The organism is Collimonas sp., assembly GCF_039923675.1.
In the GTDB taxonomy this organism is placed as follows: domain Bacteria; phylum Pseudomonadota; class Gammaproteobacteria; order Burkholderiales; family Burkholderiaceae_D; genus Collimonas.
On record NZ_JBDTCG010000054.1, the window covers coordinates 1 to 24,895 of the forward strand.

Consider the following 24,895-nt stretch of genomic DNA (forward strand, 5'->3'; position numbering starts at 1 on the left):
GGGGGGGCCACCAAAACTTAAGAAGTAAATCAAAGAGTTACAAGCTCGCGCTTGTGACTCTTTTTTCTTTTCCGCACCAATTGATCCAGCCGCCAATGCCTTGGTCCGCGGCAAGCGCAGATACGGCATCGCGCTTACCACTTTACAGACATGGCAGTCAAGTCAACCTCCAATAGACAACGCTTGAATATTCGATGCTTTACGGCAAGCATCTTGCGCAACTACAATCACGTCCATTCTTTCCTAAAACCAATATCTCTCGCCGAGACCACTGGCGGGAAAACGCCACTTTTTAGTCAAATCACCAAGCTCATTTGAGCTCAAAGGCAGTGCATTAAATGAAAAATCATAGAATTCTTCTCGCTCTCGCTTTAATCAGCGTCATGCTGAGCCAGTCCGGTTGCGGCGGCGGTGGATCAAGCGACAGCGCAACACCTGCGCCAACTTCGATTGCGGCTCCCACTCCAGCAGCTGCCGTGAGTATTTCCGCGATTTCAGCCGCGAGCGCATCCGCCGGCGCTATCGTTAATCTCACTGGCGCCGGCTTTCAAAAAGTGACTGCCGTCAGCATCGGTGGTGTTGCCGTCACGTTCTCTATCATCAGCGACAGCCAGATCGCAATGACGATTCCGGCCACGGCAGTCAGTGGCGTGATTACCGTGTCGGGTCCGGGATTCTCGGTGCAATCGTCGTCTATCTTTGTTTCCAGCCTGCCGGCGCCACTGGTCACCAGCGTATCTTCCAGCAATGTTGCCGTCGGCACCAATTTCACGATCCAAGGCAAGAACCTGGACTTGGCCAGCGGCTATCAGTTAGCAGGCGTCAATCTGACCATGGTCAGCAGCTCCAGCACCACAGTAACCCTGACCATGCCGGCGCAGCCGGTTTCCGGCACGCTGACGCTGATCGTGAACGGTGCGCCAGTCAACACTTCCTATCATCTTCACGGTTACCGGCCAGCGTCGATTGTTGCCATGCTGCCGCAAAGCGGCATTATCGGCAGCAGCGTGACGATCAATGGCAGCGGCCTGGCGGCAGTCACAAACATCCGTTTTGCCAATGGCGCCGTTGCCTCGGTATCCAACGTCACCAACAATGCAGTCACATTCGTCGTGCCACCTGGCGCGGCCTCCGGTCCCTTGACCGTGGTCGATCCTTACCAGGAAGTGGTTAGCGCCAGTGCCTTTTCCGTTGTTCCGACGGTCACCGCGACAGCTCTGCAAAGCGCCAGCAACAGCGGCACCGTGGTGCTGACCGTTACCGGCACCAACCTGAACACCGTTACCAGCGCCACTGTCGGTACTGTGAACGCCACCATCGTCAGCAGCAGCGCTACGCAACTGGTGTTGAGCGTCGCCCTGGGAAGCAGCGGCACACTGACATTGACTGCACCCGGCCAGGCAGCGATCAATGCAGGCACGGTCGATAACACCGGTAATGTGGGCCTGTGGATCAGCGGCGTCGACTTTGTACATGTATTCGATAAAAGCGCGACCGACCTGACGCTGCGCCTCACGCCTGGCCGCCCTGCCCTGGTGCGCGCAACCGTGCTGGCGCCCGCGGCCGGCGCCAAGAGTCCGGTGGTGAATTTGTCGGCTACCAGCAAAACCGGCGTGGCCCTTGGCACATTGGTGATGAGCGGGCCGGCCAATCTGCCTACCGCAAAAGACGACTACAACCTGAATAATACTTTCAACGCAATACTGCCCGCCGCCTGGGTGCAACCTGGCGTCAAGGTCAGCATCAATGTGGCTGCAGGTGTCGGCAGCAGTCCGGCCAGCCAGGATGTACTGCCGCTGGTTGGCGCTCCGACCAGCATGCGTGTAGTGCTGGTGCCGTTGACCGTAGGCAGCGCCACCGGCGTATTGCCGCAGAATTTGTCCGATGTGCAAAAAGCGCTGGCGCGTGTCTATCCTTATGCCAACGGCAATATCAAGGTGCAAAGCCGCTTGCCGCTGGTAATCAACAGTGCGACCAGTACCACCGCCATGAATTGGGGAACGGCGCTGAACCAGCTGGAAAGCACGCGCGAAACAGAAGACCCGAACGCTTTCTACTATGGCTTTGTTCCGATGTACACGCCGATACCATCGTCGTTTACCGCGGGCCTGGGCTATGTCGGCAATCGCGCGCAAGGAAATAATTCCGCAGTAGCAGCGATCGGCCTGGACTGGACCAGCAGCGCCGGCCAGGGCGATCCGTTCAATAATAACTGGCCGCAATGGCAGGCGATCATGGTGCATGAAATGGGCCATAATCATTCTCTGAATCACGCTCCTTGCGGCGGCGCCGGAAGTCCGGATCCGGCTTATCCCAACACCAACGGTGACCTGAGCTCGCTGGCGGTCTACAATAGCCTGTATGACAGCGACACTTTGGTAGGCACACTGAGCGCGCCGCTGACGCCAGGCAGCACACAAATGAAAGATGTCATGGGTTATTGCGGCGGTACCTGGTTCTCCGATTTCAGCTATGTCCGGGCGCAGCAGTTTGCCGAATCGCGCACCGCGGCGATTCCTCAGCCGCTGGTGCTCACTGCGTCAGCTGCAGATGTCGCGGCCGCACCAGACGGCTATCTGACCATCGCCGGCGAGATCACTGCGCAAGGCGTGCTGTTGCATCCGGCATCCGCTTCGGCGACCAAACTGCGCATCGATACCGCCACCGCCAAATCGACCTATGCGCTGCGTTTGCGCACGGTATCGGGCCAGACCTATACCTTGCCATTTGAACCGGTCAGCGTCGCCGACACTACCGATAAAACCAGCCATTTCTGGGTCAGCTTGCCCAATCCCGGAGAAATCGCCACGATCGACGTACTGAATAACGGCCAGGTGCAAACCATGCGCCAGCCAAGCCAGGTGCAACGCGTGAAAGCGGCAAACGCCGCTGCCGGCAATGCCCAGGCCATGGCGTCATCGGTGGGCTGGAGCGTCCAGAACGGGCAATTGAACGTCACCTGGAACGCTGCGCTGGAACCGTATTTGTCGCTGATGTATGTCTCGCCAAGCGGCGCCAAGACTGTGCTCGGCAATGGCCTGCAAAACGGCAGCGCGACATTTGACATCAAGAGTTTGCCAAGCGGTGGCCGGTTTGACCTGAGCTTGTCTTCGGCAATGCAGGCACGCCTGGTCAGCTTTCCTCACTGATCCGATGGTTTGGTTCCGGAAGTAGCAAAATTTCTGCAAAAAAAACGCCAGGGAAATGAATTTCCCTGGCGTTTTTTATTACTCCGGCCAGCTAACTACTGCGCTTCTTAGAAGGTGTAGCGAGCACCGAGTGTGAAGTAACGCCCCACCGCGCCTGACTGATGCAGCGACGGGTTGTAGTTGATGCGGCCGTAGGTCTGCACGTCCAGCGGCGCCAGGCGGTCAAACAGATTGGCGATGGCTGCAGTCACTTGCCATTGCTTGGTCACGTCCCAGCGACCGAACAGGTCGACAGTGGTGAACGACGCAACGCGGCAGTTCATCAACGCCTTGCCTGTCACCGGATCCAGGTCCAGGCATGGGCCGCCAGCCTGGTTCTTGTCTTCAATGCCACTGACGTAGTTGAGCGAGGTAGTGACGTTGAACGGACCACGATCCCAAGCCACGGATGCCGATGCACGAGTGCGTGGCGTGCCGCCATTACCGGACAGGTTGGTATCGCCATGGGTGCCGACGAAGTTTTGCGTCACGCCGCTGGTGGTGCGCTTGAACTCGAACATTTGCGAAACCGTCAAGCCGGTAGTAACGCGGCCATAGGAACTCAAGTCGAAACGGCTGCGCAAATCGATGTCGACGCCGCTGGTGCGGGTTTGGCCGGCATTGATGTACGGCGCCTTGACCAGCAGGATCGGACCAGCCAGACCAGGGAAGTCCGAAGTCGGTTCGCCACGCACCACTGTCGCATCCGGAAATTGCGATGGATCGGCGATGATCGAAGCCGCATCGGAACCGGTGATTTCATTCTTGCGAACAATACGCCAATAATCGACCGAAACACTGGTGTTCTTGATCGGTTCGAGGATGAAACCCAGGCTGTAGCTTTGCGATTTTTCCGGTTTCAAGTTCTTGTTACCGACAGTCACCGCGCCAACGTTTTTACCGTCGGTACAATCTGCGGAGAGGCCGGTGGCAGGGCAACGCAGCGGATCACGCGCGAAAGTCGTAAAAGCCGATACCGCGCTATCGCCGCTTTCAGCAGGACCAGGCGCACGGAAACCTTCCGCATAGGTGCCGCGGATAGCCAGTTGCTGGATAGGCGTGAACTTGAAGCCGATCTTAGGCGTGGTCGAGTTGCCGAAGTCCGAGTACTGGTCGGTACGCAAGGCAAGCTGGAATTCCAGCTGCTTAATCACCGGCAATGCCAACTCCGTGTAGAGCGAGCTGATATTGCGCGAAGCGCGTGCCGAAGCATAACCCAGTCCAACGATATCGTTGATATCGGTGAACGGCGTGGCTTCACTGTCAGTCGATTCATGGCGCAACTCGCCGCCGATCGCAATACCGATGGGACCGCCCGGCAGCTGGCCGAACTCACGCGTGCCTTTGAAATCCCACAAGGCGAGCTTGGTGGTGGCCGAGTTTTTCAGTTCCGGCGATACAAAACCCAAGGTCTGCGCGGAATTCAGTGCGCCAGCCTGGCCGATACGGAAAGAGCCATTGTTCATCGCCGTTTGCAAGGCGCTGCTGCGGTAGTAGCCGTTCTGGGTGCGTTCGGTTTTACTTTGCGCATACAGGATGCCGCTATCGTAGTCCCAGCCGAACGACGTCCCCTTGACGCCGACCAGCAAACGGGTCACGGTAGTGTCGAGATCGGATGTGCGCGGACGGTTTGGATCGACCCAACGCGGACGGGCACGCGCATCGGGAAACGGATTGTCCGGATGACCGATAGGCAACAGCAGCTGGCCGGGGCCGGTGCCGGTATTGATGACGCGTTGATTGATCAGGTCGAAACCGGCGCTGGTCAGCGCGGATGGCGTGGTCAGCGTCTTGGCGGATGAGTTGAACAAGCCGGCTTCCGCATAGGCTTGCATATCGTTGCTGAGCTTCAAGGTGCCGCGGCCGAACAGATTGATATTCTGCGTTTCCGGTTGCACCGTCTGATAGCCGCCCTGGATCGGATCCCACAAGCAGCCGCCGCCGGAGTTGATCGACGTGCCGCGGTCGATGTTCGCACAGCCAGGTAAGTTCTGGATGCCGCGGCCTGGAATGGTAGCGCCGTTAGCATCGACCGGACGTACCGTGCCGACGAAGCTGCTGCCGCCGGTGTTGCTGCTGGTGGTGGCGCCGGCGCGCTGGTCACGGCCGCCCCATGGACGGGCATCAGCCTGGCCGAGATATTCCGGCCGGTCCCTTTGCAAGATCTTGTTGCTTTGCTTGGCGTCGATGCTGAAGAAATAGTTGTACTTGTCTGCTTCCAGATCGCCAAAACCGAAGGTCCCCGACACGCTTCGCAAAGTGCCATCGCCGTGGCCGGAAGTGCCCAGCGAACCGGAAATGGTCTGGCCCTGATAGGTTTCACGCAAGATGATGTTGACCACGCCGGCAATCGCATCCGAACCGTAGATCGCAGAAGCGCCGTCTTTCAGCACTTCGATGCGGTCGACCGCCCCGAGAGGGATCGAATTCAAATCGACAAAACTGCGTTGGCCGTCATCGCCCAAACCGTAAGGTGCGGTGCGGCGGCCATTGATCAGCACCAGGGTCGAATTGACGGAAAGTCCGCGCAGCGACACGCCCGAAGCGCTACCGGCGAAACCGTTAGTGAATGAACCGCTGATGGAGCCATTGTTGTCGGCTGAAAGACTGCGCACCACATCGGCCACCGAGGTCTTACCCGATTGCTGGATGTCCTTGCGCGTCAGGATTTGCGTCGACGCCGGTCCTTCCTGCTGCGTCCGTTTAATGTTCGAACCTGTGATTTCAACCCGTCCCATCGGTTTGTCATCGTTTGTCTCCTGCGCATACACGGCCGGCGCCATCATGCCAACCCCTACCGCCACGCCACCGGTAAAAAATGCAAGCCGTAATGACTGTGACAATTTTCGTTCCCTGAACATAAGCAAAACCCCCTATCGTTTTTAGAGTTAAGAATTTAATTATTTGTGTAATCAAACCAGGCTGATTAGATCGCCTTGTGGACGACGTAATGTGCGTTTTGACATCTCTGTTAAAGCTCTTACAGACAGACAAACCAAAAACCCCACCAGAAGGTCTTTCCAATCATCTGGTCCTCCCCGGGATTGTCGTCAGCTGCATTGTTTGTTTTTTGTGCAATTGACGACAACGCGATGTTTTGGACGCAAATAATTGCCAGACGCCAAGTCACCGCATCGTTAATCTATCCTAAACATAATATTTTTTGTTACAAATTATTTGTCATGGTTACAAATTGTTATATTGAGTTACAAATTTGAGACAGTTATTTGATTAAATACGACATCACTGTCGTAAATAGGAAAGTATGAACATCAGCGATGCAGCGCTAGTAAGTGGAACTAATCAGACGATGTGATTATTTGCGGGCATCTATTGCGCCATGCGGCATTTTTTGAAATGCAAGCCTTGAAACGGAGGAATGAGCACATCTGCGAGATGTGTAACCTGCTTCGTCATTCATGCAAATGCAGCCGCAATTTGTACTACACATTTGATTGCTAACAAAACAAGTTATCAACAGGCAACTCGGAGGAAAACGGCCAGCTGTTTTTCGGTTAATATCACCTACTTTGATTTCAGGACGCCCTGCAACTCAGTCAGCTCTCCCTTGCCAGGCGGCACTGGACGCGACCTGCCTGCTGCCCGTCATTTGGCAGCGCGACTTGCCTCACCCCAAAGATTTCCGGATGTCGATTTTTCATTGAATTTGAGTATGCATATAGCTGTTTTCAGTTGGTTCGGATGGTCCTTGCTTTGGTTGCTCCCTTTGCTGGTGCGCGTAGTGAAAGCGCGCCGTTCAGAAATAAATGTGCTGCGCGGCCCAGGCTCCATCCGCTTGTGGCTAGGAACCTTGTTGATCATTGGCGGCAGCAGCGCGCTGGAAGCGGTCTTGCGTACCAGCGAAACCGGTCCGCCGGATGGCGACCTGGCCGGTTACGCTATCGCCCAGGCCTTGATGCACGTGTTTGGCGGCGTTGGCGGCGTGCTGATGCTGATGGCCATCAGTATCCTGGCGCTGTCATGGCTGTTTGGCAGCGCGTGGCTGAAACCCGTCGCCGGCATCCACCCTGCATTGCAACGTCTTTTCTCAAACAAAACGCAACGAACGGAAACGCCGCGTGAAGCGCGGGTCGTCCCCGCCCCTGCGCCGCCGGCGCATGCAACAGTCCGGCAAGCCAGAGCGCGGGAGAGTATCGCAGCGCCGCTGCGCAGCAGAAAATCCTGGCAATTGCCGTCGCTTTCGGAACAGCCCGAAGTTGCTGGCAAACGATCGCAGATACCGAACAAGCGCGCTGAGATGAATCACTCCGCACGAAGCATGGCAGAGTGGGCCACTGTTGAAAGGATCATTCCGACGCCGGCAATGCTGGCGCGCGAAAAAATGGCGCAACAGGCACGCGCCGCCAGCGGCGCGCGCAAAGAGGCGATGCATAGCCGTCAATCCGAACGCAGCCAGAATCGTTTCCCGTCGCAGACCAGAATCATCAGCACTCGCCCGGCAACGCCACAAGCTGGCACGGAAACGACAACTGCAGCGTTCGTCAAGACGCCGGAGGACATGGCCGTAATCACTTCCAATACAGCTGAAGCGGCGCTCGCCGCAATGTCCGCGATCAGGCCAGATATTGCTGTGCCACGACAGATGACGGACGCAGTGATTTTCCCGGCAAGTATTTCGACAACCAGGTCTTTCGCCGAAACGGAAATGCCAGCTCTGGTGGTTCCGGTATCACAGGCGCGGCCAGCGCCATTTGAAACCGCCATTACCTATCCTATTGTCGACAGGACCGACGCCGCTACCGCGCAAACCTCTTATATTGCGCCGCAGACAACGCCAAACGAATCGCCTGCGGTCATGGCTGAAGACAGTAACAATAGCGAAGCTGATTTCTCATTTCATCCCTTGCATGAACTACGGATCAATCTACCCGGCCTTGATTTGCTGGACCCCGCAATCAATGAACTGATCGACATCCCGGTAGAACGCCTGGCCGAAACCGGCTTGCTGATCGAGCAGCGCCTGAAAGAATTCAAGGTGCCGGTCACCGTGCTCGGCGCCGACGCCGGCCCGGTCATCACGCGCTTCGAAGTGGAGCCGGCGCTGGGCGTGCGCGGCAGCCAGATCGTCGGCCTGATGAAGGACTTGTCGCGCGCCTTGGGCCTCACCTCGATCCGTGTGGTGGAGACCATTCCCGGTAAAACCTGCATGGGACTGGAACTGCCCAATCCGCAGCGGCAAATGATCCGGCTGTCCGAAATCCTCGAGTCGCCTGCCTACCAGGATTCGGCATCGCACCTGACGCTGGCGCTGGGCAAGGACATTACCGGCAAGCCGATTGTCGCCGACCTGGCGCGCGCCCCGCACATGCTGGTGGCCGGCACCACCGGTTCCGGCAAATCGGTGGCGATCAACGCCATGATCTTGTCGCTGCTGTATAAAGCCACACCGGAAGAAGTACGGCTGATCATGATCGATCCCAAGATGCTGGAGCTGTCGGTCTACGAAGGCATTCCGCATCTGCTGGCTCCGGTCGTCACCGACATGAAACTGGCCGCCAACGCGCTGACCTGGTGCGTGGCCGAGATGGACAAGCGTTACCGGCTGATGTCTGCGCTGGGGGTACGCAACCTGGCGGGATTCAACCAGAAAATCCGCGACGGTAACATGCGCGGCAAGAAAGTCAGCAACCCGTTCTCGCTTACGCCTGATGCGCCGGAGCCGCTCTCCACCCTGCCGCTGATCGTCGTCATCATCGACGAGTTGGCGGACCTGATGATGGTGACCGGGAAAAAGATCGAAGAGTTGATCGCACGGCTGGCGCAAAAGGCGCGGGCCGCCGGCATCCACCTGATCCTGGCGACCCAGCGGCCTTCAGTCGACGTTATCACCGGCCTGATCAAGGCCAATATCCCGACCCGCGTCGCGTTCCAGGTATCCTCCAAAATCGATTCCAGGACCATCCTCGACCAGATGGGTGCGGAAGCCCTGCTCGGCCATGGCGACATGCTGTTCCTGCCGCCTGGATCGGGATATCCGCAACGGGTCCATGGCGCCTTCGTCTCGGATGCAGAAGTGCATCGGGTAGTCGAATATCTGAAGCAATTTGGCGAGCCCGAATACGAGGAAGCGATCCTGGCAGGCGTGCCCGCCGAGGGCGCCGGCACCGATCTGCTGGGCGATAGCCAGGATGTCGAGGCGGATCCGTTGTATGACGAAGCGGTGGCCTTTGTCGTGCGGACCCGGCGCGCTTCGATTTCTTCCGTGCAGCGCCAATTCCGCGTCGGCTACAACCGCGCAGCGCGGCTGGTGGAACAAATGGAAGCGGCCGGCATTGTCTCTTCCGTCGCAACCAACGGCAGCCGTGAAGTGTTGACGCCGGTGCAAGCCGAGTAAAAACTGTCCCAATAGCGCGCGAACTGCCGGGACATTTCAAACGACTCACTCCAGTTTGAAACACAACCCCGGCGCAAGCGTTGCGACCTTGGCTCTGACGGACATTTATCACCAATTCGGCGGACTTAGGAGAGAATCTACAACCCGCCATCCCGGCCTCGGTGGAATTTTGCCTTGTTGGTCTTTTACAGTGATCGAATCTACATCACGGCGTTTCTACCTGATAACATTGCCGCAAGAAAATTAATTATCAATAGAAAACCAGCGCCATGCAAAAAAACAATACCTCTGTCGGCAGCATTATTAATGTCGCGAAAATCGCTCTGGGAGGGCTGGTAATTCTTATTGCCGCTGGCACGGCAAGCGGTACGACGGAAACGCCGCAGAAGCAAAGCAGTAAGCAACTTCACGAGGCTAGTGAACTGCTCGACTCCTGGCATGGGGAGCCTCAGATTCTTGAGCAAGCGCAAAAGAAACTGACACAGGTGCTTGAAACGGATCCTCAAAATTACCTGGCATTGAAAGAAATGGCGCGATGCCTGGTAATGGCTGGCTATATCAATTCGCGCGGAGTGACATACGGAACCAATTTTTACCAAGTGGGAAACTATGTCCCCGACACGCTGAACCTGGCAGAGGCGGCGGTCCGAGAGTCCATCAAGATCAACCCGCGCTTCGCTGAAGGCTATGTCTATCTTGGCTATATTCAGTTTGAACGAACCGATTTAGCCGGAGCCGAAAAGAGCTTGACCCATGCGGAGCAACTTGGAAGCGATGATCCATGGTTGCAACTGAATTGGGGATCGCTCAATGAGGCGCGAGGCGAGTATTCGGCCGCAGCAACTCGTTGGCAACGTGTACTGAAAAGCGGCACCACCAACCCCAAGGCATTGTCTGCCGCCTATGGCTTTCTGATTGAAAGCTATCAACGGAACGGTGACCAAGAGAAAGCCGTCGCGCTTTATAAAGACCAGATCAAGCGCAACCCGACTAATGCCTGGCTGCATGGAAATTTTGCGGAATATCTGACCTCGACTCTTGGCCGCAATGACGAAGCAATCGTTCAAGCTCGTGAAGCGCTCAAGATCATGAACTATGGAATGGCCCGGAGAACCCTGGCCTCGGCTCTATATCGGAAATGGGCCGACATGGTGGTAAAGGGAAACGACGCCAGCGCTGAAAAGTATTTCCAGGAAGCCTTGGAGATTAATCCCCGGCTTGATCAGGTCATGGCATACAGCGCTTCTCTGCCGGCTGGTGAACATCTCGCAAAAGCCCTAAGCACCAGAAAGGGAGTTTCCATAGATTCCCGTGCGGAAGACGGATCGACCGCCCTTCTGATTGCCACCAACCGGGGCCGGACACAGCTGGTTCAGGCTCTGCTTGAATTGAACGCCAATCCGAATCTCACCGATAAAAACGGCTGGACACCACTTCTTAGCGCCGCAGATGAAGGTAACTCTGACATCGTCAACATGCTGCTTGCGAAGGGAGCAGACGTCACCGCCACGATGAACGGCGCGAATGCGGCAAGCCTGGCGGAGAAAAAAGGCAACGCGGAACTTGCCGCGTTGCTCAGGAAGAGGACGGCAGGTGTAAAGTAAGCCGGGCCGACACATCGCCGCCCAGTCGCCGTCAATTTCTCTAACGTGGTCACGGGCAAACGAGTGCGCACCGCAACCCTTGCAAAACAGAGCGCCCAAAAAAAGACGAAGATCGGGAACGTAAATCGTCACCTACCGGACAGCGTTTAGAACGAATCTGTCCGCCGATCTTCTCGACTCGCGTTATTACGTTTACTTAGCGGATTGAATTACTGTTGCGGTACTGGTTGCAGTGCTTGTTGCTGTATTTGCCGCAGTCTCTATCGTACCGGCCGGCACGAAAAAGGCTTCACGGATTTTGACCGTTGCATTGCGCGTACTTTCGTCGACAGCTTTCATCAGATTGTCGTAATTTGGAGCGTCATCCCATTTGCCGGTAACAGGAGTCGAAATCACGATCGGGGAGTACCATTGCAGCCGGTTGGTGCGCAGATCAACCAGTTGTCCGATAATGGCCACATACCCTACCGGCGCGCCTAACGGAATAAACCCGTGATAGTTGCGCATGGTCCCCAGCCAAGTCGGCTGGATCAATAGCAGGCGGTCTACGCCATATTGCTTGGCCAGCGGGCGGTAATCAAGCAAGGCAACGCCATCGCCGGAGCCCTCTGTAAATTTTTGCAGAGTGGTCGTATCAAGCGCTCCTGGCACTACAACAACCTTGATCTGGCGATCTTCCAGGCCCTTTGTAAAATCTTCAGAGAGTTTTTTGACCGCGCTGAAATCCTGTTGCTGCAAGCGCTCTACGATGGGCTTGGCATTCGCCTTGTTGATCATCAGATCCAGCAGCCCTTGCGCTCCCATCATGCTCATGTCCGGCTCAGGCAGTTTTCCGATTGCTACGGCAACGCTGCTTTCCGGAGTAGAAAAAATCTGTGCTGATGACGGGATCGGTTTCTGTATCACCGCACAGCCAGACAAGACAGTCACAGCCAGTAAGAATATTTTACTAAAGTGTTTCATTGTTCATCCTGTTGAATTGTTATTGATAGTGTCAGGGTGAGCCCCTCCCCGTACCGGACGGCTAGCCGCCACGGCAAAATGCAATCGTCACAAGTTGGAATGTGCCGTTGCAAGACTTGGCGCAATGCCGTCCGGTTAACAGCAATTTGCGTATAACCAGGCATTACCGAGATTTGAACGGATAACGGGAGGCACCACGTTTGATGAGGTGGCCATTCAAGCACCACATCGATTTCGCGTCAGGCAGGGTGCAAAGTATTTGCAAAGCGACAAATAATTGCAACTCACATCACAGTCGATATCAGACAAACAGGTTTATCTCGGCTGTTGAACTTCTCAATAAATTGCATTTCGCCAATTGTTATAGTCTAACCATGATCCCAATCAATGTCTAGATGGCAACACAGCAAAGTCATCGGGAATGGTTAAAAATTTGATAAATGTTGCAAATCCGCCACCCCGGACGATTGCCGTCGATGCAGAAAATCGAGATATAAAAGAGGATTAAGCAGCGGGATCTTCCGGATCTGCGCGCTGCGTACGCGGGTACAGCTCCGTGATGACCGCGCCGGCGGCGGAAGTAAGCAATCTGGCGCAGTGTTCAGCCGCTGCCGGCAAAGAAATCAAAGGCTCGGATTGGAACTTCGATCGAACAGGCGGCAGCTGCCGCCCAAGGCCTCCAAGACCATGCTGCGCAGCTAGCACAGACGGCCTCGGAGTTTAGATGTTAATTCGTAGCTTTAAACCAGATCACCAGGGCGAATGACCATTGTCATCCACCCTTTTGCATTACACCAGTGTCAGCGTAACGTCGATGTTGCCGCGGGTAGCGTTGGAATAAGGGCAAACCTTGTGCGCCTTGTTCACCAGATCTTCCGCTGCGCCGGCTTCCATGCCTGGCAGGGAAATCTGCAATTCCACTTCGATGCCGAAGCCGCCGGGAATCTGGCCGATGCCGACGTTGCCGGTGATCGACACGTCGGCAGGCAAAGTGATCTTCTCTTGCGATGCCACGAATTTCATGGCGCCGATGAAGCAGGCGGAGTAGCCGGCTGCAAACAGTTGCTCAGGATTGGTGCCTACGCCGCCGGCGCCGCCCAATTCCTTTGGCGTAGTCAATTTGACGTCCAGCACGTTATCGGATGACACAGCACGACCGTCACGGCCTCCGGTTGCAGTGGCGTGGGCGCGGTACAGAACTTTTTCGACTGACATGATGATTTCCTTTATTGGCCGTTTTGAGAATCCTTTGGATCAGCGCAGTCGGCCGTACTGACGATCCGGATAAAAAGGTACAACACTAAGATGACGCACGAATGAAAAAATTTCAGCAACTGCAGATTACACAATTACATTGCCAACAATGTATTTTATAAATTACCGACCCTCCACATCATTCCGCTTATTCGATATTACCCGCCATTGCAGTACGCAGCCGCTGCAGTTGCTTGGTCAGCGCCTTCAACTCATCCAGCGAGCATTCAGCGCTGCAGCTCACCTGCTGCGGAATCGCCCGCGCTTCATTGCGCAGATTCCTGCCCGCTGCGGTCAGGCTGACAATTACCTGACGCTCATCGTGCTGCGCCCGTTGGCGCCGTAAAAAGCCGCTGCTTTCCAGACGCTTGAGCAAAGGCGTCAAGGTGCCGGAATCCAGAAACAGGCGCTCGCCCAAAGCCGACACGGTGACTTCATCGCGCTCCCACAAGGTCAGCAGCACCAGGTATTGCGGGTAGGTCAGCCCCATCTTTTGCAACAGCGGCTTGTAAATCTTTGTCATGGTCAGCGATGCCGAATACAGCGCGAAGCACAGCTGGTTGTCCAGCAACAGGCTTTCCGGTCCCGGCAGTTCTGGCGGAATGCTTGCGGTCGGCGGTTGATGTTTGCTGGTGTCCATGCGTTGAATAATACATAGCTAGAAATTAAATTGCAAGCAATCTAAATCGTATTTAAAACTATCGACGGGATTGTCATTAGCTATGAATGTCTGCCGCGGCAAACATTTTATCAGTACAAAACGTGGTACACGCCGCGCGGGACTATCTGCAATTTACGGCTTGCCGTAAAAAAATCCTGATCGGGTTTTGCCTGCAATAGAGCCATTGCCTTTTGTTACAAACAACGATCACGTCAGTCCTTGGGCAACGACGCGCAGGATGATCGCACGAGCCTGTCGCCCTTCCGGCGTCGGCATCCCCGCATAATTGTGTGGTTGGCCGCGTCGCACATGGAGTTCTACCGGAACACCCGCCGCGCGCGCCTTCGCGGCCAGATCGACACTGTCGGGATAGAAAAGGTCGAGCGTGCCGGTGAATACAGTCATTTGCGTCAGCCCGCGGATATCGCCATTCAACGGACTGACATAGGGATGAGTCAGGTCTAGGTCGCCAGCATAGAGACGTCCTGCTTCGAGGATGCCCGGTATGTCTTGCATAGGATCGCGGCGAGCGATCGCCATCTGCTCCGGGCGGCTCGCTGATGCATCCAACCCGGGCGAAATCAGCACCAGGCCGTCCGGTTGCCGATATCCGGAGTCTCTTAACCATTGGACCGCCGCCAGCCCCAAATTGGCGCCCGCCGAATTGCCGACCACTGTGACCTTCGCCGATCCAGCATCTTCCAGCAACTGCCGCAACAGTTCACCCGTGGCCGGCACGATATCTTTCGCGGTGGCGCCGGGAGCCAGCGGATATATGGGAACGACGCAACGGACGCGGGCGTGGCGGGTCAAATAAGCTACGAAGCGCCAATGGGAGCGAACGATCTCGTTGATAAAGCCACCGCCGTGCAGGAACAGCACATAGTTGCCGGCGTTGGGAGCTGCCGCCGGCGCCGTATAATAGACAGGCCATCCTGTCGCGCTCTTCTTCAAGGTTGCCTGGACGCCGAGGCCGAGCCCGGTCGGTTCGTAGGAGGCCGGCCGCAATCCCAATCTGCGCACGCGCTCTTGCACAGCGGCAGCGGATGCCATCCGCTTCTTGATGGGAAGAAGCCGTAGCAGACTATTGATGCAGCGGCTCTGCCAGCTCGGCCTGGAATCGTCCGACAGCCACTCTTGCGGGGTTCCTCTATCCTCTCGAACCTGCTGTGTTGATGATATTTTCCCAACGCCCATGGCTACATCCTCCTTGTGTGCGAGTTCGGCTTGCTCTCTCAGTTCGGCGACCAATGACTTCTGTCCATTCGTCACCGCCTGAAGATATAATACGAGCGATGGCTCGTGTTCTATACTCGTATTCGGAGCGCAAAAAAATGGCACGCAAGCCACTGACCAAACCCAGGAAGCACGCCTCTCAAGAGAGGTCGCGGGCGACGGTTGACGCGCTGATTGAGGCAACAGCTCGCATTCTGGTCAGGGAGGGTTACGATAAAGCCAGCACCAACCGGATCGCTGAAGTGGCAGGCGTGGGCGTTGGCTCGCTTTACCAGTATTACCCTGGCAAAGAGGCTCTGGTTGCCGCCGTCATCGAGCGTCATGATCAGGAAATCATGCAGGTCGTCCGTGGTGCACTGGCAGAGGTCGCTTCGCAGCCGCTTGAAAAAGCGGTGCGCAGGCTGGTTGCCGTAGCGATCGAGGCGCATCGTATCGATCCCAAGCTGCATCGCGTCCTTGCGGAGCAGATTCCGCGCACGGGAAGCCTTGAAAATGTAGAGGCCTTCAATCGCGGAACCTATGCTCTCTTCAGGGCTTATCTCGAGGCCCATAGCGGTGAGCTCCGCATGGTCGACCTGGGACTGGCGACATATGTCTGTGTGACATCAATAGAGGCGCTGGCTCACACAGCGGTTTTGCACAGATCTGAAATGCTCTCGGATGAAGCGCTTGGCATGCTCGTCGACGAAACCACGCGTCTCGTGGTCGGCTATCTACAATAACAATACCGAGACGATGGCAAGTGGTTGCCGTTATTACTTTGTTGAAGCCGCCACTATCCAAGGTTCAAGCCGCCTGCCGAACGCCACCGTCGCTTCGAAGGGAGGAAGTTTGTCATTGCCGGCGTAAGCATATTTCTGATTTTTCGCCAGCATCGGCTCGAACACGTATCGGAATTCAAAAGGTACATTGATGCTTTGTGCGCTAATATTATTTATGTATCCGGTCATCAGCGGTTGCTTTCCCTTGTTGTAAATCACCTGCGGTCGAATCTGGCCGCGCACGATGCTGTAGTGGCGCGTATCCGGGTATTTCGCACGAAGCGTTTCACGATCCAGACTGGCATCGACGACGAATAGCCGGCTATTCACATTCAGTTCTTGTGACAACGCTGTCGGCCGATTCTTCTTTTCGCCATCATCTTCTTTTTTCTTCGATTCATCCGCATCCTCTTTTTTTGCAAGTTCGATGGACTGTTGGTATGTGGGGCTGAATCGCCGCCAGTATCGTAGACAGTCCTCAGCCTATAATTTAGACCAAAGGAGAAGTCATGGGCAACAAACGGTACACAGACGAATTCAACATTGGAGCGATCAGGCCAAATTTGAATTACGAAACATAAATACATATCGCCGCCCTGCAATCAAACGTAACAGGCATCGGCTACCCATCAGGTACACTACCTGCGCATAAATTCTAGATCGCCTGAACCATGACCATCACTATCAACGAAACCCTCCGCGCCTATATCGATCCATTGACCGACGATGAATACGCTGCCCTGGAACGCAGCTTGCTGGCCGAGGGCTGCCGGGATGCGCTGGTATTGTGGGGTGAGCTGCTGGTCGACGGCCACAACCGTTACGGCATTTGCCAGAAACACGGCATCTCCTTCAATACGATGCAGAACCAGACTTTCCAGTCCATGGATGACGTACATCTGTGGATGATCGACAACCACCTCGGGCGGCGCAGCGTGTCGGATTTTCAGCGGGGAGTGCTCGCATTGCGCAAGAAAGAGATCGTATCGGCGCGCCTTGCGCAGAAACAAGCCCGGCAAGCGGCCGACGCGTCTGCGGGCGACAACGCCAGTGCGCAATCAGAGAAAGAACCGCCGTGGACCCGCGAAACCATTGCGCGCGCCGCGCGGATGAGCAGCACGACGCTGGGACAAATCGAGAAAATCCAGAAAACCGCCGCGCCGGAACTGGTCGGCGCCATCAAGTCCGGCGTCATTTCGATTAATGCCGCGGCCGCCGTGGCTTCCTTGCCTAGCGAAGAGCAGATCGCCGCCGTTGCCGGGGGCAAGAAGGAATTGCGCCAGGCGGCAAGACAGGTGCGCGAGGCGCGGTTGCCGCCCAAACCCAAGGTCGAGTTGGATATGCCGTCTGAGGACGCCTCGGCAGAACAGGTCGAAATTTATCGTTTGACGGTATTGGTGGCGGAATTGACGGAAGAGCGCGATCAGTTGAAGAAGAAGGTGCAGAATCTGGCTATTGCGCTTTCCGAGGCGCGGAGCGATCAATAGAATCTTGGTCAAGTCAAAATGGAGCTGCATATGTCGCAGGTTTTCACGCCAGATATGATTGAGCTGATACAAATTGACCTGCCCAATCTGCGACGGTTGGCCATCGCTGACGGTACCGTGCAACAGGTCGTTGCTGAAATACTTCCGGAAAACGCAGCGTCTTCGAAGGTCATTAGCTGGCTAGGATTCAAAAAGGACACACACTATTTGATTCAGATGGGGAGTCGGTCGTTCATTGGTCTTGGCAAACCCGTTCAGCAATCTGAAACAAGCCATATTAGTATGTGTCTTTACAAGACCGAATCCATCCCAAAGCATCACGCCGATGCACAAACACACGTGGCTCTCAAAGGCAGTAAAGTGGCACAACAAGGTTTTCTTCTCACCAGGCACTGGCGCGACACCCCTTCTGGTACAGAAGTCGATTTCTGGCTGGCGACCGATAGCGGTCCGCAGCACATCCGCCTTTCTCCCCAAGAGTCGGTGGCGTTCATCCCGGCCGAGCAGCAGCAACTGGCCGATAGCGTATTGCGCAACGAACGCCGCTTCGAACTGAAGCCTTTAGAGCTGCAAGATTTCCATTCACGCCCGGTGCTGGGCTTGTATGTCCAGCAGCATCGTCAGCTAATGAAGCTGGAGAAGCAGCTGAAGGAAGCCGGCGTGGATGTCTACGAAGCCGATATCCGGCCGCCTGAACGTTATCTGATGGAGCGCTTCATCACGGCGCCGGTGTGGTTCGCCGGTGAGGAAAACGGCAATGGTCCCATGCTCAACAGCTACCTGAAGCCCGCCGCCGACTATCGTCCGCAACTGAAGCTGGTATCGCTCGATATCGAAACCACCGCGCACGGCGACTTGTATTCCATCGCCCTCGAAGGCTGCGGCCAGCGTCAGGTGTATATGCTGGGGCCGCCCAACGGCGATGCCAGCGCGGTCGATTTCGACCTGGAGTATTGCGATAGCCGCCCTCTCCTTCTGGAGCAGCTGAATCGCTGGCTGGAGCAGCATGATCCCGACGCCATCATTGGCTGGAACCTGGTGCAGTTCGATTTGCGGGTGCTGCAAAAGCATGCGCAGGAATACAAGATTCCCTTGCGTCTCGGCCGCGGCGGCAGCCCGATCGAATGGCGCGAACATGGCTTTAAGCCCAATCACCATTTCGCATCGGCCGCCGGACGTCTGATCATTGATGGTATCGAGGCGCTGAAATCGGCAACCTGGAATTTTCCGTCTTTCAGCCTGGAGTATGTGGCCCAGACTTTGCTGGGCGAAGGGAAATCCATCAACAACCCCTATCAGCGCATGGCGGAAATCGACCGTCGCTTTGCCGAGGACAAGCCGGCGCTGGCGACCTATAACCTGAAAGACTGCGAACTGGTAACACGCATCTTCGCCAAGACCGAACTACTGAAATTCCTGCTGGAACGCGCTGCGGTTACCGGATTGCCGGCGGACCGCAACGGCGGCATGGTCGCTGCCTTCGGCCATTTGTACCTGCCGCAAATGCATCGCCAGGGTTATGTCGCGCCGAACCTGGGTGACGTGTCGGGCGAGCCCAGTCCCGGCGGCTTTGTAATGGATTCGCAATCGGGCTTGTACGATTCGGTGGTGGTGCTGGACTACAAAAGCCTGTACCCCTCGATCATCCGCACCTTCCTGATCGATCCGGTCGGACTGATCGAAGGCATGCGGCATCCCGACGACCGCGATTCCGTGCCGGGTTTCCTGGGTGCGCGCTTCTCCCGCAGCAAACATAGCTTGCCGGCCATCGTCAACCAGATCTGGCAAGGACGCGAAGTCGCCAAGCGCGAACACAACCAGCCGTTGTCGCAGGCGTTGAAGATCATCATGAACTCCTTTTATGGCGTGCTGGGATCAACCGGCTGCCGCTTCTTCGATCCGCGCCTGGCGTCGTCGATCACCATGCGCGGCCACGACATCATGCACAAGACGCGTGAACTGATCGAAGCCAAAGGTTACCAGGTCATCTACGGCGACACCGACTCCACCTTCGTCTGGCTGAAGCAACCGCAGACCGAGCAACAGGCCGCCGATATCGGCAATACGCTGGTCTGTCACATCAACGCATGGTGGCGGCAGCACTTGCAGGAAAACCTGGGTATCGAGTGCGCACTGGAGCTGGAGTTCGACACGCACTACCACCGCTTCCTGATGCCGACCATCCGCGGCACGGAGCTAGGCAGCAAAAAACGCTACGCCGGCATGATCGTCAAAAAAAACGGTGAAGAAGAGATGGTCTACAAGGGGCTGGAGACGGTGCGCTCGGACTGGACGCCGCTGGCCAAGCAATTCCAGCAGCAACTTTACCAGCATATATTCAAGCGCGAACCGTATCAGTCTTATGTCCGCGATTATGTCCAGCGCACGTTGAGCGGTGAATTCGATGAGTTGCTGGTCTACCGCAAACGGCTGAAGCGGCCGCTGGAGGCCTACCAGCGTAACGTTCCGCCGCATGTACGCGCCGCGCGCGTGGCGGATGAATTCAATCGCGAGCAAGGCCGACCATTGCAATATCAACATGGCGGCTGGATCAGCTATGTGATGACCATGGCGGGGCCGGAGCCGTTGGAAACGCAAAGATCGGCGATTGATTACGACCACTATCTGACGCGGCAGCTGCAGCCGCTGGCGGATGCGATTTTGCCATTTTTGGATGATAATTTTGCGGCGCTGGTAGGCGGGCAAAGGGAATTATTTTGAAGACGGCCGACCTTCCATCTCGCTGCTGAAATCTAGCGGCGCAGGTAGAGCCGGGAGAGCGCTGCTTTCATCGCCCGTCGGAATGTCTTCCTCAACACCTTCGCCACTCGATTTCTTGCTACGCCCAACGCCAAGCACTAGCTTGATCTTGTAGAAAAGCGAATACAAAAACATCATGTACAGCATAGAAAATTGCGCACGAAACTGCAAAGTTACGAGCAAGATGAAGATATCGATACCGATGGCATTGGCCACCAGCACAACGGATAGCAATTCGGGATTGGTAATGAATAAAAGCGCGGTGCAGACAGCAAGTGCGCCAGCAAACTTACTCCGGAAAGCTTTTTTGAAGATATTTTGAGTCGGGGTGGTGGTCATGGTTGAACGGTGTTTTAGGCATAATCGGAGCCAAAATCGGGCCAGTTGCTGCAACAACACAAGGAATATCCTGAATATCCGGCGCCTCCGCCACCCTGAAATACACGGCAGAGCCTGGCGAACATCACTGTGAGATATCCTCTCAGGCAAACCTGACAAAATCTCATGTAGTCCCGAACTACCATTTTGCAAGACCTAACTCGAGCTTTAGAAGACACCCGAATGAGAGAAGTCATACCGATCAAGCAGGATAGTGAAGCAAGCGCAATCAAGGTTCTTGACGGACCGATCGAGCAATACCGCGTCGGCGCGTCCCCGTCTGTGTTCGAACGGGTGCGGTTTCGTCTCGACGGCATCGTAGTGGAAGCACATCCCGCCGAGCAAAACACCACCTCCGAGCGGTTGAAGGCATTGGCCGACACAGGTGCTCCGGTGGTGGCCGGCGTTTTCCAACTGTGCGATGGCAGCCATATGCTCGACTGGCTCGTCCCTCCCAACGCACAGACCATTGCGGCGCTCCCGATGACCGTACGCGCGGAAAAGACGTGGAAATCATTCTGGCATACGCTGCAAGTGGCGGCTGCCGGTGGTTTGATCTGCGCTTTTGCGTGGTACCTGACTATTCATACCGAGTCAGCCTGGAATGTCCTTTTCGGGATCATTGGCTTGGTGGCGGCGATTACTGCGTTTGTTTCCTTGCTTCTGACATTTTTTTCAGCCCAGACCATCTGGAATCGCTTCCGCCGCCGGCGGACGCTGCGCTTGATGGAATCGGTAATGGCGAAGTACGAAGGCGCATCGTCGCGCATGGAAGAACGCCTCGCTGCCGGAGCAATGCATGAGCGTTGAATTACCAAAGATAAGGCGCATCGAGGGCCGGCTGCATAAGGTGCAGGCAACGTCGCTGAATATGATCACGAATTCATTCGTCGATAACTGTACCTACAGATTCGATATCGACGGCCAGAAGATGCGCTTCTATACCGCGCACTGGATGTGGAACCCCGAACCGTTCCTGGCCGAAGGCGATCGGGTCGAACTGGCCGTACTGGAGGAACCCTTCACTCGCGACGGCGAACAACGGATCTACGCCCTGCGAAACTGCGAAGACGACTGCGTCTATGTTGCGCACTTTTTGTGGAAAGGAGATTCATCCTCTTATGCCACGACTCGCATCCCGCCCAAAAGCGAGCATCGCTACACGCTCTGGCTGGGTGTTTTTCTTCTTGCCCTTGCGGGCGTGATTTTTTGCGTCGACATAACGACAAAGGCAGGCAGTTCGTACTGGATTTTTCTTGATAGCCTGTTGCCGGGCATCTGGCTACTCGCCGCCATCCCCTTGTACGTCATGCGCTGGCGCTGGCAAGCCGGTTTTCCGACACGCAGACAGAAGATTATGGATGCGGTCTACGATTGCCTGGGGCTGGGGTCGCCACTGGCTCCCGACAAACCCGTCCTGGCAGTGTAACGAAGGGGAAAAACCTATGGCACCTTGTTTGGAACTGCGCTAGAGTCGTCACGGACGCGGGCTGTCATAGGCGCCCGCTTACGGGTATGCGAGGGCAACTGCCAGCCGGTAAATCGCCCATTCAAACAAAGAATGGATTGCAATAAATTCCAGCCAAGATAATGAGATTGTCGACGATGAAAAACCTGATAATGTATTTTCCGACCTTATCGCTACTTCTGGCATTCAACGCCGCGACGCCCGCACTGGCGCAAACATCGGGAGCAACCATGACGCAAGAAAATCATCCGAACCTGGCGCAACATCCAGGCTCGTCGATGGCCGCAGTGTTCGCCCCGGGAGGCACGCTGCGCGCATCGATCAATCTAGGCAATCCGGTATTGGCGAATCTGGATCCGAAGACGGACCAACCGGTCGGCGTATCGGTCGATCTTGCCACGGAGCTTGCCAGACAGCTCGGCGTTCCGCTACAACTGGTCGCGGTCAAGTCGGCCGGCGGATCGGTCGAGAACGTGGAACAGGACAAGGTGGACATCGGTTTTTTCGCGGTCGACCCGAAGCGCGCGCAGGAAATTCAATTCACCAGGCCGTATGTATTGATTGAAGGTTTTTATGCCGTGCGTGGCGACTCCCCGATTACCAGCAATGAACAGGTCGACCAGCCCGGCATCACGGTGGCAGTCGGCAAAGGCAGCGCCTACGATCTGTTTCTCACGCGAGAATTGAAGCACGCGACGATCGTCCGCATAGCGACCTCTCCGGCCGTCGTCCAAGGTTTTCTGGACCAGCATCTGGCAGTGGCCGCCGGGGTCAAACAGCAACTAGAAAAGGATGCGTCGAAGGCAGGCGGTTTGCGGATCCTGGATCAGCGCTTCATGGTGATCCGCCAGGCGATGGGCGTGCCGAAGGCCAAAGGCGGCGAGGCCGCCGCCTATCTGTCGAAGTTTGTCGAGGACATGAAAACCTCCGGCTTTGTCGCCGCGTCGCTGGCGCGGCATCACATCGAGGGAGCTGCGGTAGCGAAGGGAGATGACTGACGCCACCGCGATTACAGGGCCAGTGCGACCCTCTGGATCTGCTCTTCCACGATCTTGATCCGTTTTTCCTGCAAGGCCAATACCCGTGCGACACGTTCGGATCCCGCCTTTTCCGGCGAACCGCAGTCGAACGGTGGCTGCGGATCGTATTCAAACATCAGTTGCAGCGATTTAGCCAGCTCCTCTCCCGCAAGTTCAGCCGCAAGCGTCAGGCCAAAGTCGATGCCCGCCGTCACGCCGCCGCCGGACAGGCGGTTGCGGTCGCGTACTACTCTAGCGGCCACCGGCTCGGCGCCGAATTGCAGCAGATACTGACGCCACATCCAGTGGCACGCCGATTTATAGCCCTTCAATAATCCAGCCGCGCCGAGCAGCAGGGATCCGTTGCAAACCGACGTGACATAGCGCGCCGTGGCCCCCTGCCTTTGCAAAAAGGCTATCGTTTCCGCATCGTTCAACTGATCGCCCATGCCAAGTCCGCCAGGAACGCACAATACATCCAGCGTCGGAGCCTCGGCAAAGGATACGGTCGGATTGATCGTAAAACCGACATCGGTCACGACCGGTTCAGTGTTCTTCCAGATCAAGTGCACTTTGGCTCCGGGGACGCGGCTGAGCACCTGCGCCGGCCCCGTCAGGTCGAGCTGGGTTACGTTAGGAAACAGCAAGAAGCCGATATGAATCGAAGGCGTCGAATCTGACATGTTTTTCCTTTAGCTATACGCAGGTTTGTATGGAGTCAGGTAATTCTATCAAGATATGCATATGGCATAAATGACATATATGTATTAAATTCTGCCAATGACAACATTAATCACAAGATCAATCGATATCGCGCTGCTCGTTTTCGACGGCATGCAAATACTGGACCTCACAGGACCCGCAGCCGTGTTTGCCGCAGCCAACGATGCCTGCGGGCGAACGGTTTATCGTGTGCACATCCTGTCGGGGAAAGGCGGTCCGGTCCAAAGTAATAGTGCCGTCAGCACCCTCTCCATCGCCATAGGAGACATACCGCCGCAATCCGTACACACGCTGCTGGTGGTCGGCGGCAGCGAATCCGGCCTGCGGCAACTGGCGGAGGATGAAACAGTCGGCAAGTGGCTGATTGCCACTGCAGTTGTGGCGCCACGTTATGGATCGGTGTGCAGCGGCGCCCTGGTGCTTGGCAATCTGGGACTGTTGGATGGCAAGCGCGTGGCGACGCATTGGGACACCTGCGCCGCGTTGACTCGGCAAAATCCCGCGGCAGAGGTCGATCAGAATGCCTTGTATATCGAAGACGGCCGGCTCTGGACATCCGCCGGCGTAACAACCGGCATCGACATGTGCCTGGCCATGGTGGAAAAGGATCTTGGCAGCGCGGTCGCGCAAACCATCGCCCAACGCCTGGTGCTGTATGCCCGGCGTCCCGGTTATCAGTCACAATTCAGTCCAATACTGGGCGCGCAGACGCGCGCCGGCACCGTGTTTGCAGGCTTGATCGAGTGGATGAAAGACAATTTGACGGAAACGCTGGATGTGCCCGATCTGGCGGCGCGCGTCGCCATGTCCGGGCGTAATTTTCATCGGAAATTCACCAGCGCCGTCGGCGAGACGCCCGCGCATTTTGTGGAAACCCTGCGTCTCGATCACTCCAGGCATTTGCTGGCGGCAAACCTTAGTCTCAAGGAGATTGCCGCCAAGACGGGATTTTCGACGCCGGCCCAGTTTTCCAAGTCATTCGAACGGCGGTTTGGCGTCACGCCAGGACTGTTTCGGGAACTGCATTCGTAGCGCATC

17 protein-coding genes and 1 pseudogene are annotated in these 24,895 nt (G+C 56.2%); 10 read left to right on the forward strand and 8 right to left on the reverse strand.

The annotated features are described in order from the left end of the window. The first annotated feature begins 338 nt into the window (after positions 1–338). Complete coding sequence (locus ABI171_RS10860) at positions 339–3,149, forward strand: IPT/TIG domain-containing protein (protein ID WP_348092580.1); 2,811 nt, start codon at positions 339–341, stop codon at positions 3,147–3,149. Positions 3,150–3,256: 107 nt separating this feature from the next. Here the strand turns inward: ABI171_RS10860 and ABI171_RS10865 are convergent, their stop codons facing one another. Next, on the reverse strand, positions 3,257–6,031 hold the full coding sequence (locus tag ABI171_RS10865) for a TonB-dependent receptor (RefSeq protein ID WP_348092581.1): 2,775 nt from the start codon (positions 6,029–6,031) through the stop codon (positions 3,257–3,259). Between the two features lie 830 nt (positions 6,032–6,861). On the opposite strand from ABI171_RS10865, the gene ABI171_RS10870 reads away from it, so the two are divergent. Both ABI171_RS10870 and ABI171_RS10875 read left to right on the forward strand, forming a co-directional pair. After that, entirely contained in the window at positions 6,862–9,543 is a 2,682-nt protein-coding gene (locus ABI171_RS10870; protein WP_348092582.1) for a DNA translocase FtsK, read from the forward strand. A gap of 269 nt (positions 9,544–9,812) precedes the next feature. Further along, the gene (locus tag ABI171_RS10875; protein ID WP_348092583.1) at positions 9,813–11,147 is read left to right on the forward strand and encodes an ankyrin repeat domain-containing protein; all 1,335 of its coding nucleotides are present in this window, start codon (positions 9,813–9,815) and stop codon (positions 11,145–11,147) included. A gap of 192 nt (positions 11,148–11,339) precedes the next feature. Here the strand turns inward: ABI171_RS10875 and ABI171_RS10880 are convergent, their stop codons facing one another. The 4 genes from ABI171_RS10880 to ABI171_RS10895 form a co-directional block, all read right to left on the reverse strand. Beyond that, positions 11,340–12,110, reverse strand: a complete 771-nt coding sequence (locus tag ABI171_RS10880) for a hypothetical protein (protein WP_348092584.1) — start codon at positions 12,108–12,110, stop codon at positions 11,340–11,342. Positions 12,111–12,899: 789 nt separating this feature from the next. Next, positions 12,900–13,325, reverse strand: a complete 426-nt coding sequence (locus ABI171_RS10885; protein WP_348092585.1) for an organic hydroperoxide resistance protein — start codon at positions 13,323–13,325, stop codon at positions 12,900–12,902. A gap of 187 nt (positions 13,326–13,512) precedes the next feature. Then, positions 13,513–14,004: a MarR family transcriptional regulator gene (locus ABI171_RS10890; protein WP_348092586.1), complete on the reverse strand. Its 492-nt coding sequence runs from the start codon at positions 14,002–14,004 to the stop codon at positions 13,513–13,515. A gap of 228 nt (positions 14,005–14,232) precedes the next feature. Then, positions 14,233–15,078 carry an alpha/beta hydrolase gene (locus tag ABI171_RS10895; RefSeq protein ID WP_348099297.1) on the reverse strand — a complete coding sequence of 282 codons (846 nt, stop codon included), beginning with the start codon at positions 15,076–15,078 and terminating at the stop codon, positions 14,233–14,235. Positions 15,079–15,359: 281 nt separating this feature from the next. Here ABI171_RS10895 and ABI171_RS10900 point away from each other — a divergent pair, with 281 nt between their 5' ends. Then, entirely contained in the window at positions 15,360–15,983 is a 624-nt protein-coding gene (locus ABI171_RS10900) for a TetR/AcrR family transcriptional regulator (RefSeq protein WP_348092588.1), read from the forward strand. Between the two features lie 33 nt (positions 15,984–16,016). Here ABI171_RS10900 and ABI171_RS10905 read toward each other — a convergent pair. Then, positions 16,017–16,472, reverse strand: a pseudogene (locus ABI171_RS10905) (DUF4824 family protein); the annotation flags it as partial. A gap of 221 nt (positions 16,473–16,693) precedes the next feature. On the opposite strand from ABI171_RS10905, the gene ABI171_RS10910 reads away from it, so the two are divergent. Together ABI171_RS10910 and ABI171_RS10915 are read left to right on the forward strand one after the other, a co-directional pair. After that, positions 16,694–17,509: a hypothetical protein gene (locus tag ABI171_RS10910; protein ID WP_348092589.1), complete on the forward strand. Its 816-nt coding sequence runs from the start codon at positions 16,694–16,696 to the stop codon at positions 17,507–17,509. Between the two features lie 360 nt (positions 17,510–17,869). Then, positions 17,870–20,230 (forward strand): DNA polymerase II, encoded by a 2,361-nt coding sequence (locus ABI171_RS10915; RefSeq protein WP_348092590.1) that lies wholly within the window; start codon positions 17,870–17,872, stop codon positions 20,228–20,230. Here the strand turns inward: ABI171_RS10915 and ABI171_RS10920 are convergent. After that, positions 20,222–20,608, reverse strand: coding sequence for a hypothetical protein (locus ABI171_RS10920; RefSeq protein WP_348092591.1), 387 nt, complete (start codon positions 20,606–20,608; stop codon positions 20,222–20,224). The two genes, ABI171_RS10915 and ABI171_RS10920, sit on opposite strands and share 9 nt — an antisense overlap. Positions 20,609–20,830: 222 nt before the next feature. On the opposite strand from ABI171_RS10920, the gene ABI171_RS10925 reads away from it, so the two are divergent. From ABI171_RS10925 to ABI171_RS10935, 3 genes are all read left to right on the forward strand, one after another. Then, positions 20,831–21,457: a hypothetical protein gene (locus ABI171_RS10925; RefSeq protein ID WP_348092592.1), complete on the forward strand. Its 627-nt coding sequence runs from the start codon at positions 20,831–20,833 to the stop codon at positions 21,455–21,457. Continuing rightward, the gene (locus ABI171_RS10930) at positions 21,447–22,076 is read left to right on the forward strand and encodes a hypothetical protein (RefSeq protein ID WP_348092593.1); all 630 of its coding nucleotides are present in this window, start codon (positions 21,447–21,449) and stop codon (positions 22,074–22,076) included. The genes ABI171_RS10925 and ABI171_RS10930 overlap by 11 nt, the downstream gene beginning before the upstream one ends. 269 nt (positions 22,077–22,345) lie before the next feature. Then, a complete protein-coding gene (locus tag ABI171_RS10935; RefSeq protein ID WP_348092634.1) occupies positions 22,346–23,113 on the forward strand; it encodes an ABC transporter substrate-binding protein in 768 nt (255 codons plus the stop codon). 11 nt (positions 23,114–23,124) lie between these two features. On the opposite strand, the gene ABI171_RS10940 is transcribed toward ABI171_RS10935, so the two are convergent. Beyond that, on the reverse strand, positions 23,125–23,817 hold the full coding sequence (locus ABI171_RS10940; protein WP_348092594.1) for a DJ-1/PfpI family protein: 693 nt from the start codon (positions 23,815–23,817) through the stop codon (positions 23,125–23,127). A 97-nt stretch (positions 23,818–23,914) separates the two neighbouring features. On the opposite strand from ABI171_RS10940, the gene ABI171_RS10945 reads away from it, so the two are divergent. After that, positions 23,915–24,889, forward strand: a complete 975-nt coding sequence (locus ABI171_RS10945; RefSeq protein WP_348092595.1) for a helix-turn-helix domain-containing protein — start codon at positions 23,915–23,917, stop codon at positions 24,887–24,889. The last annotated feature ends 6 nt before the right edge of the window (positions 24,890–24,895 follow it).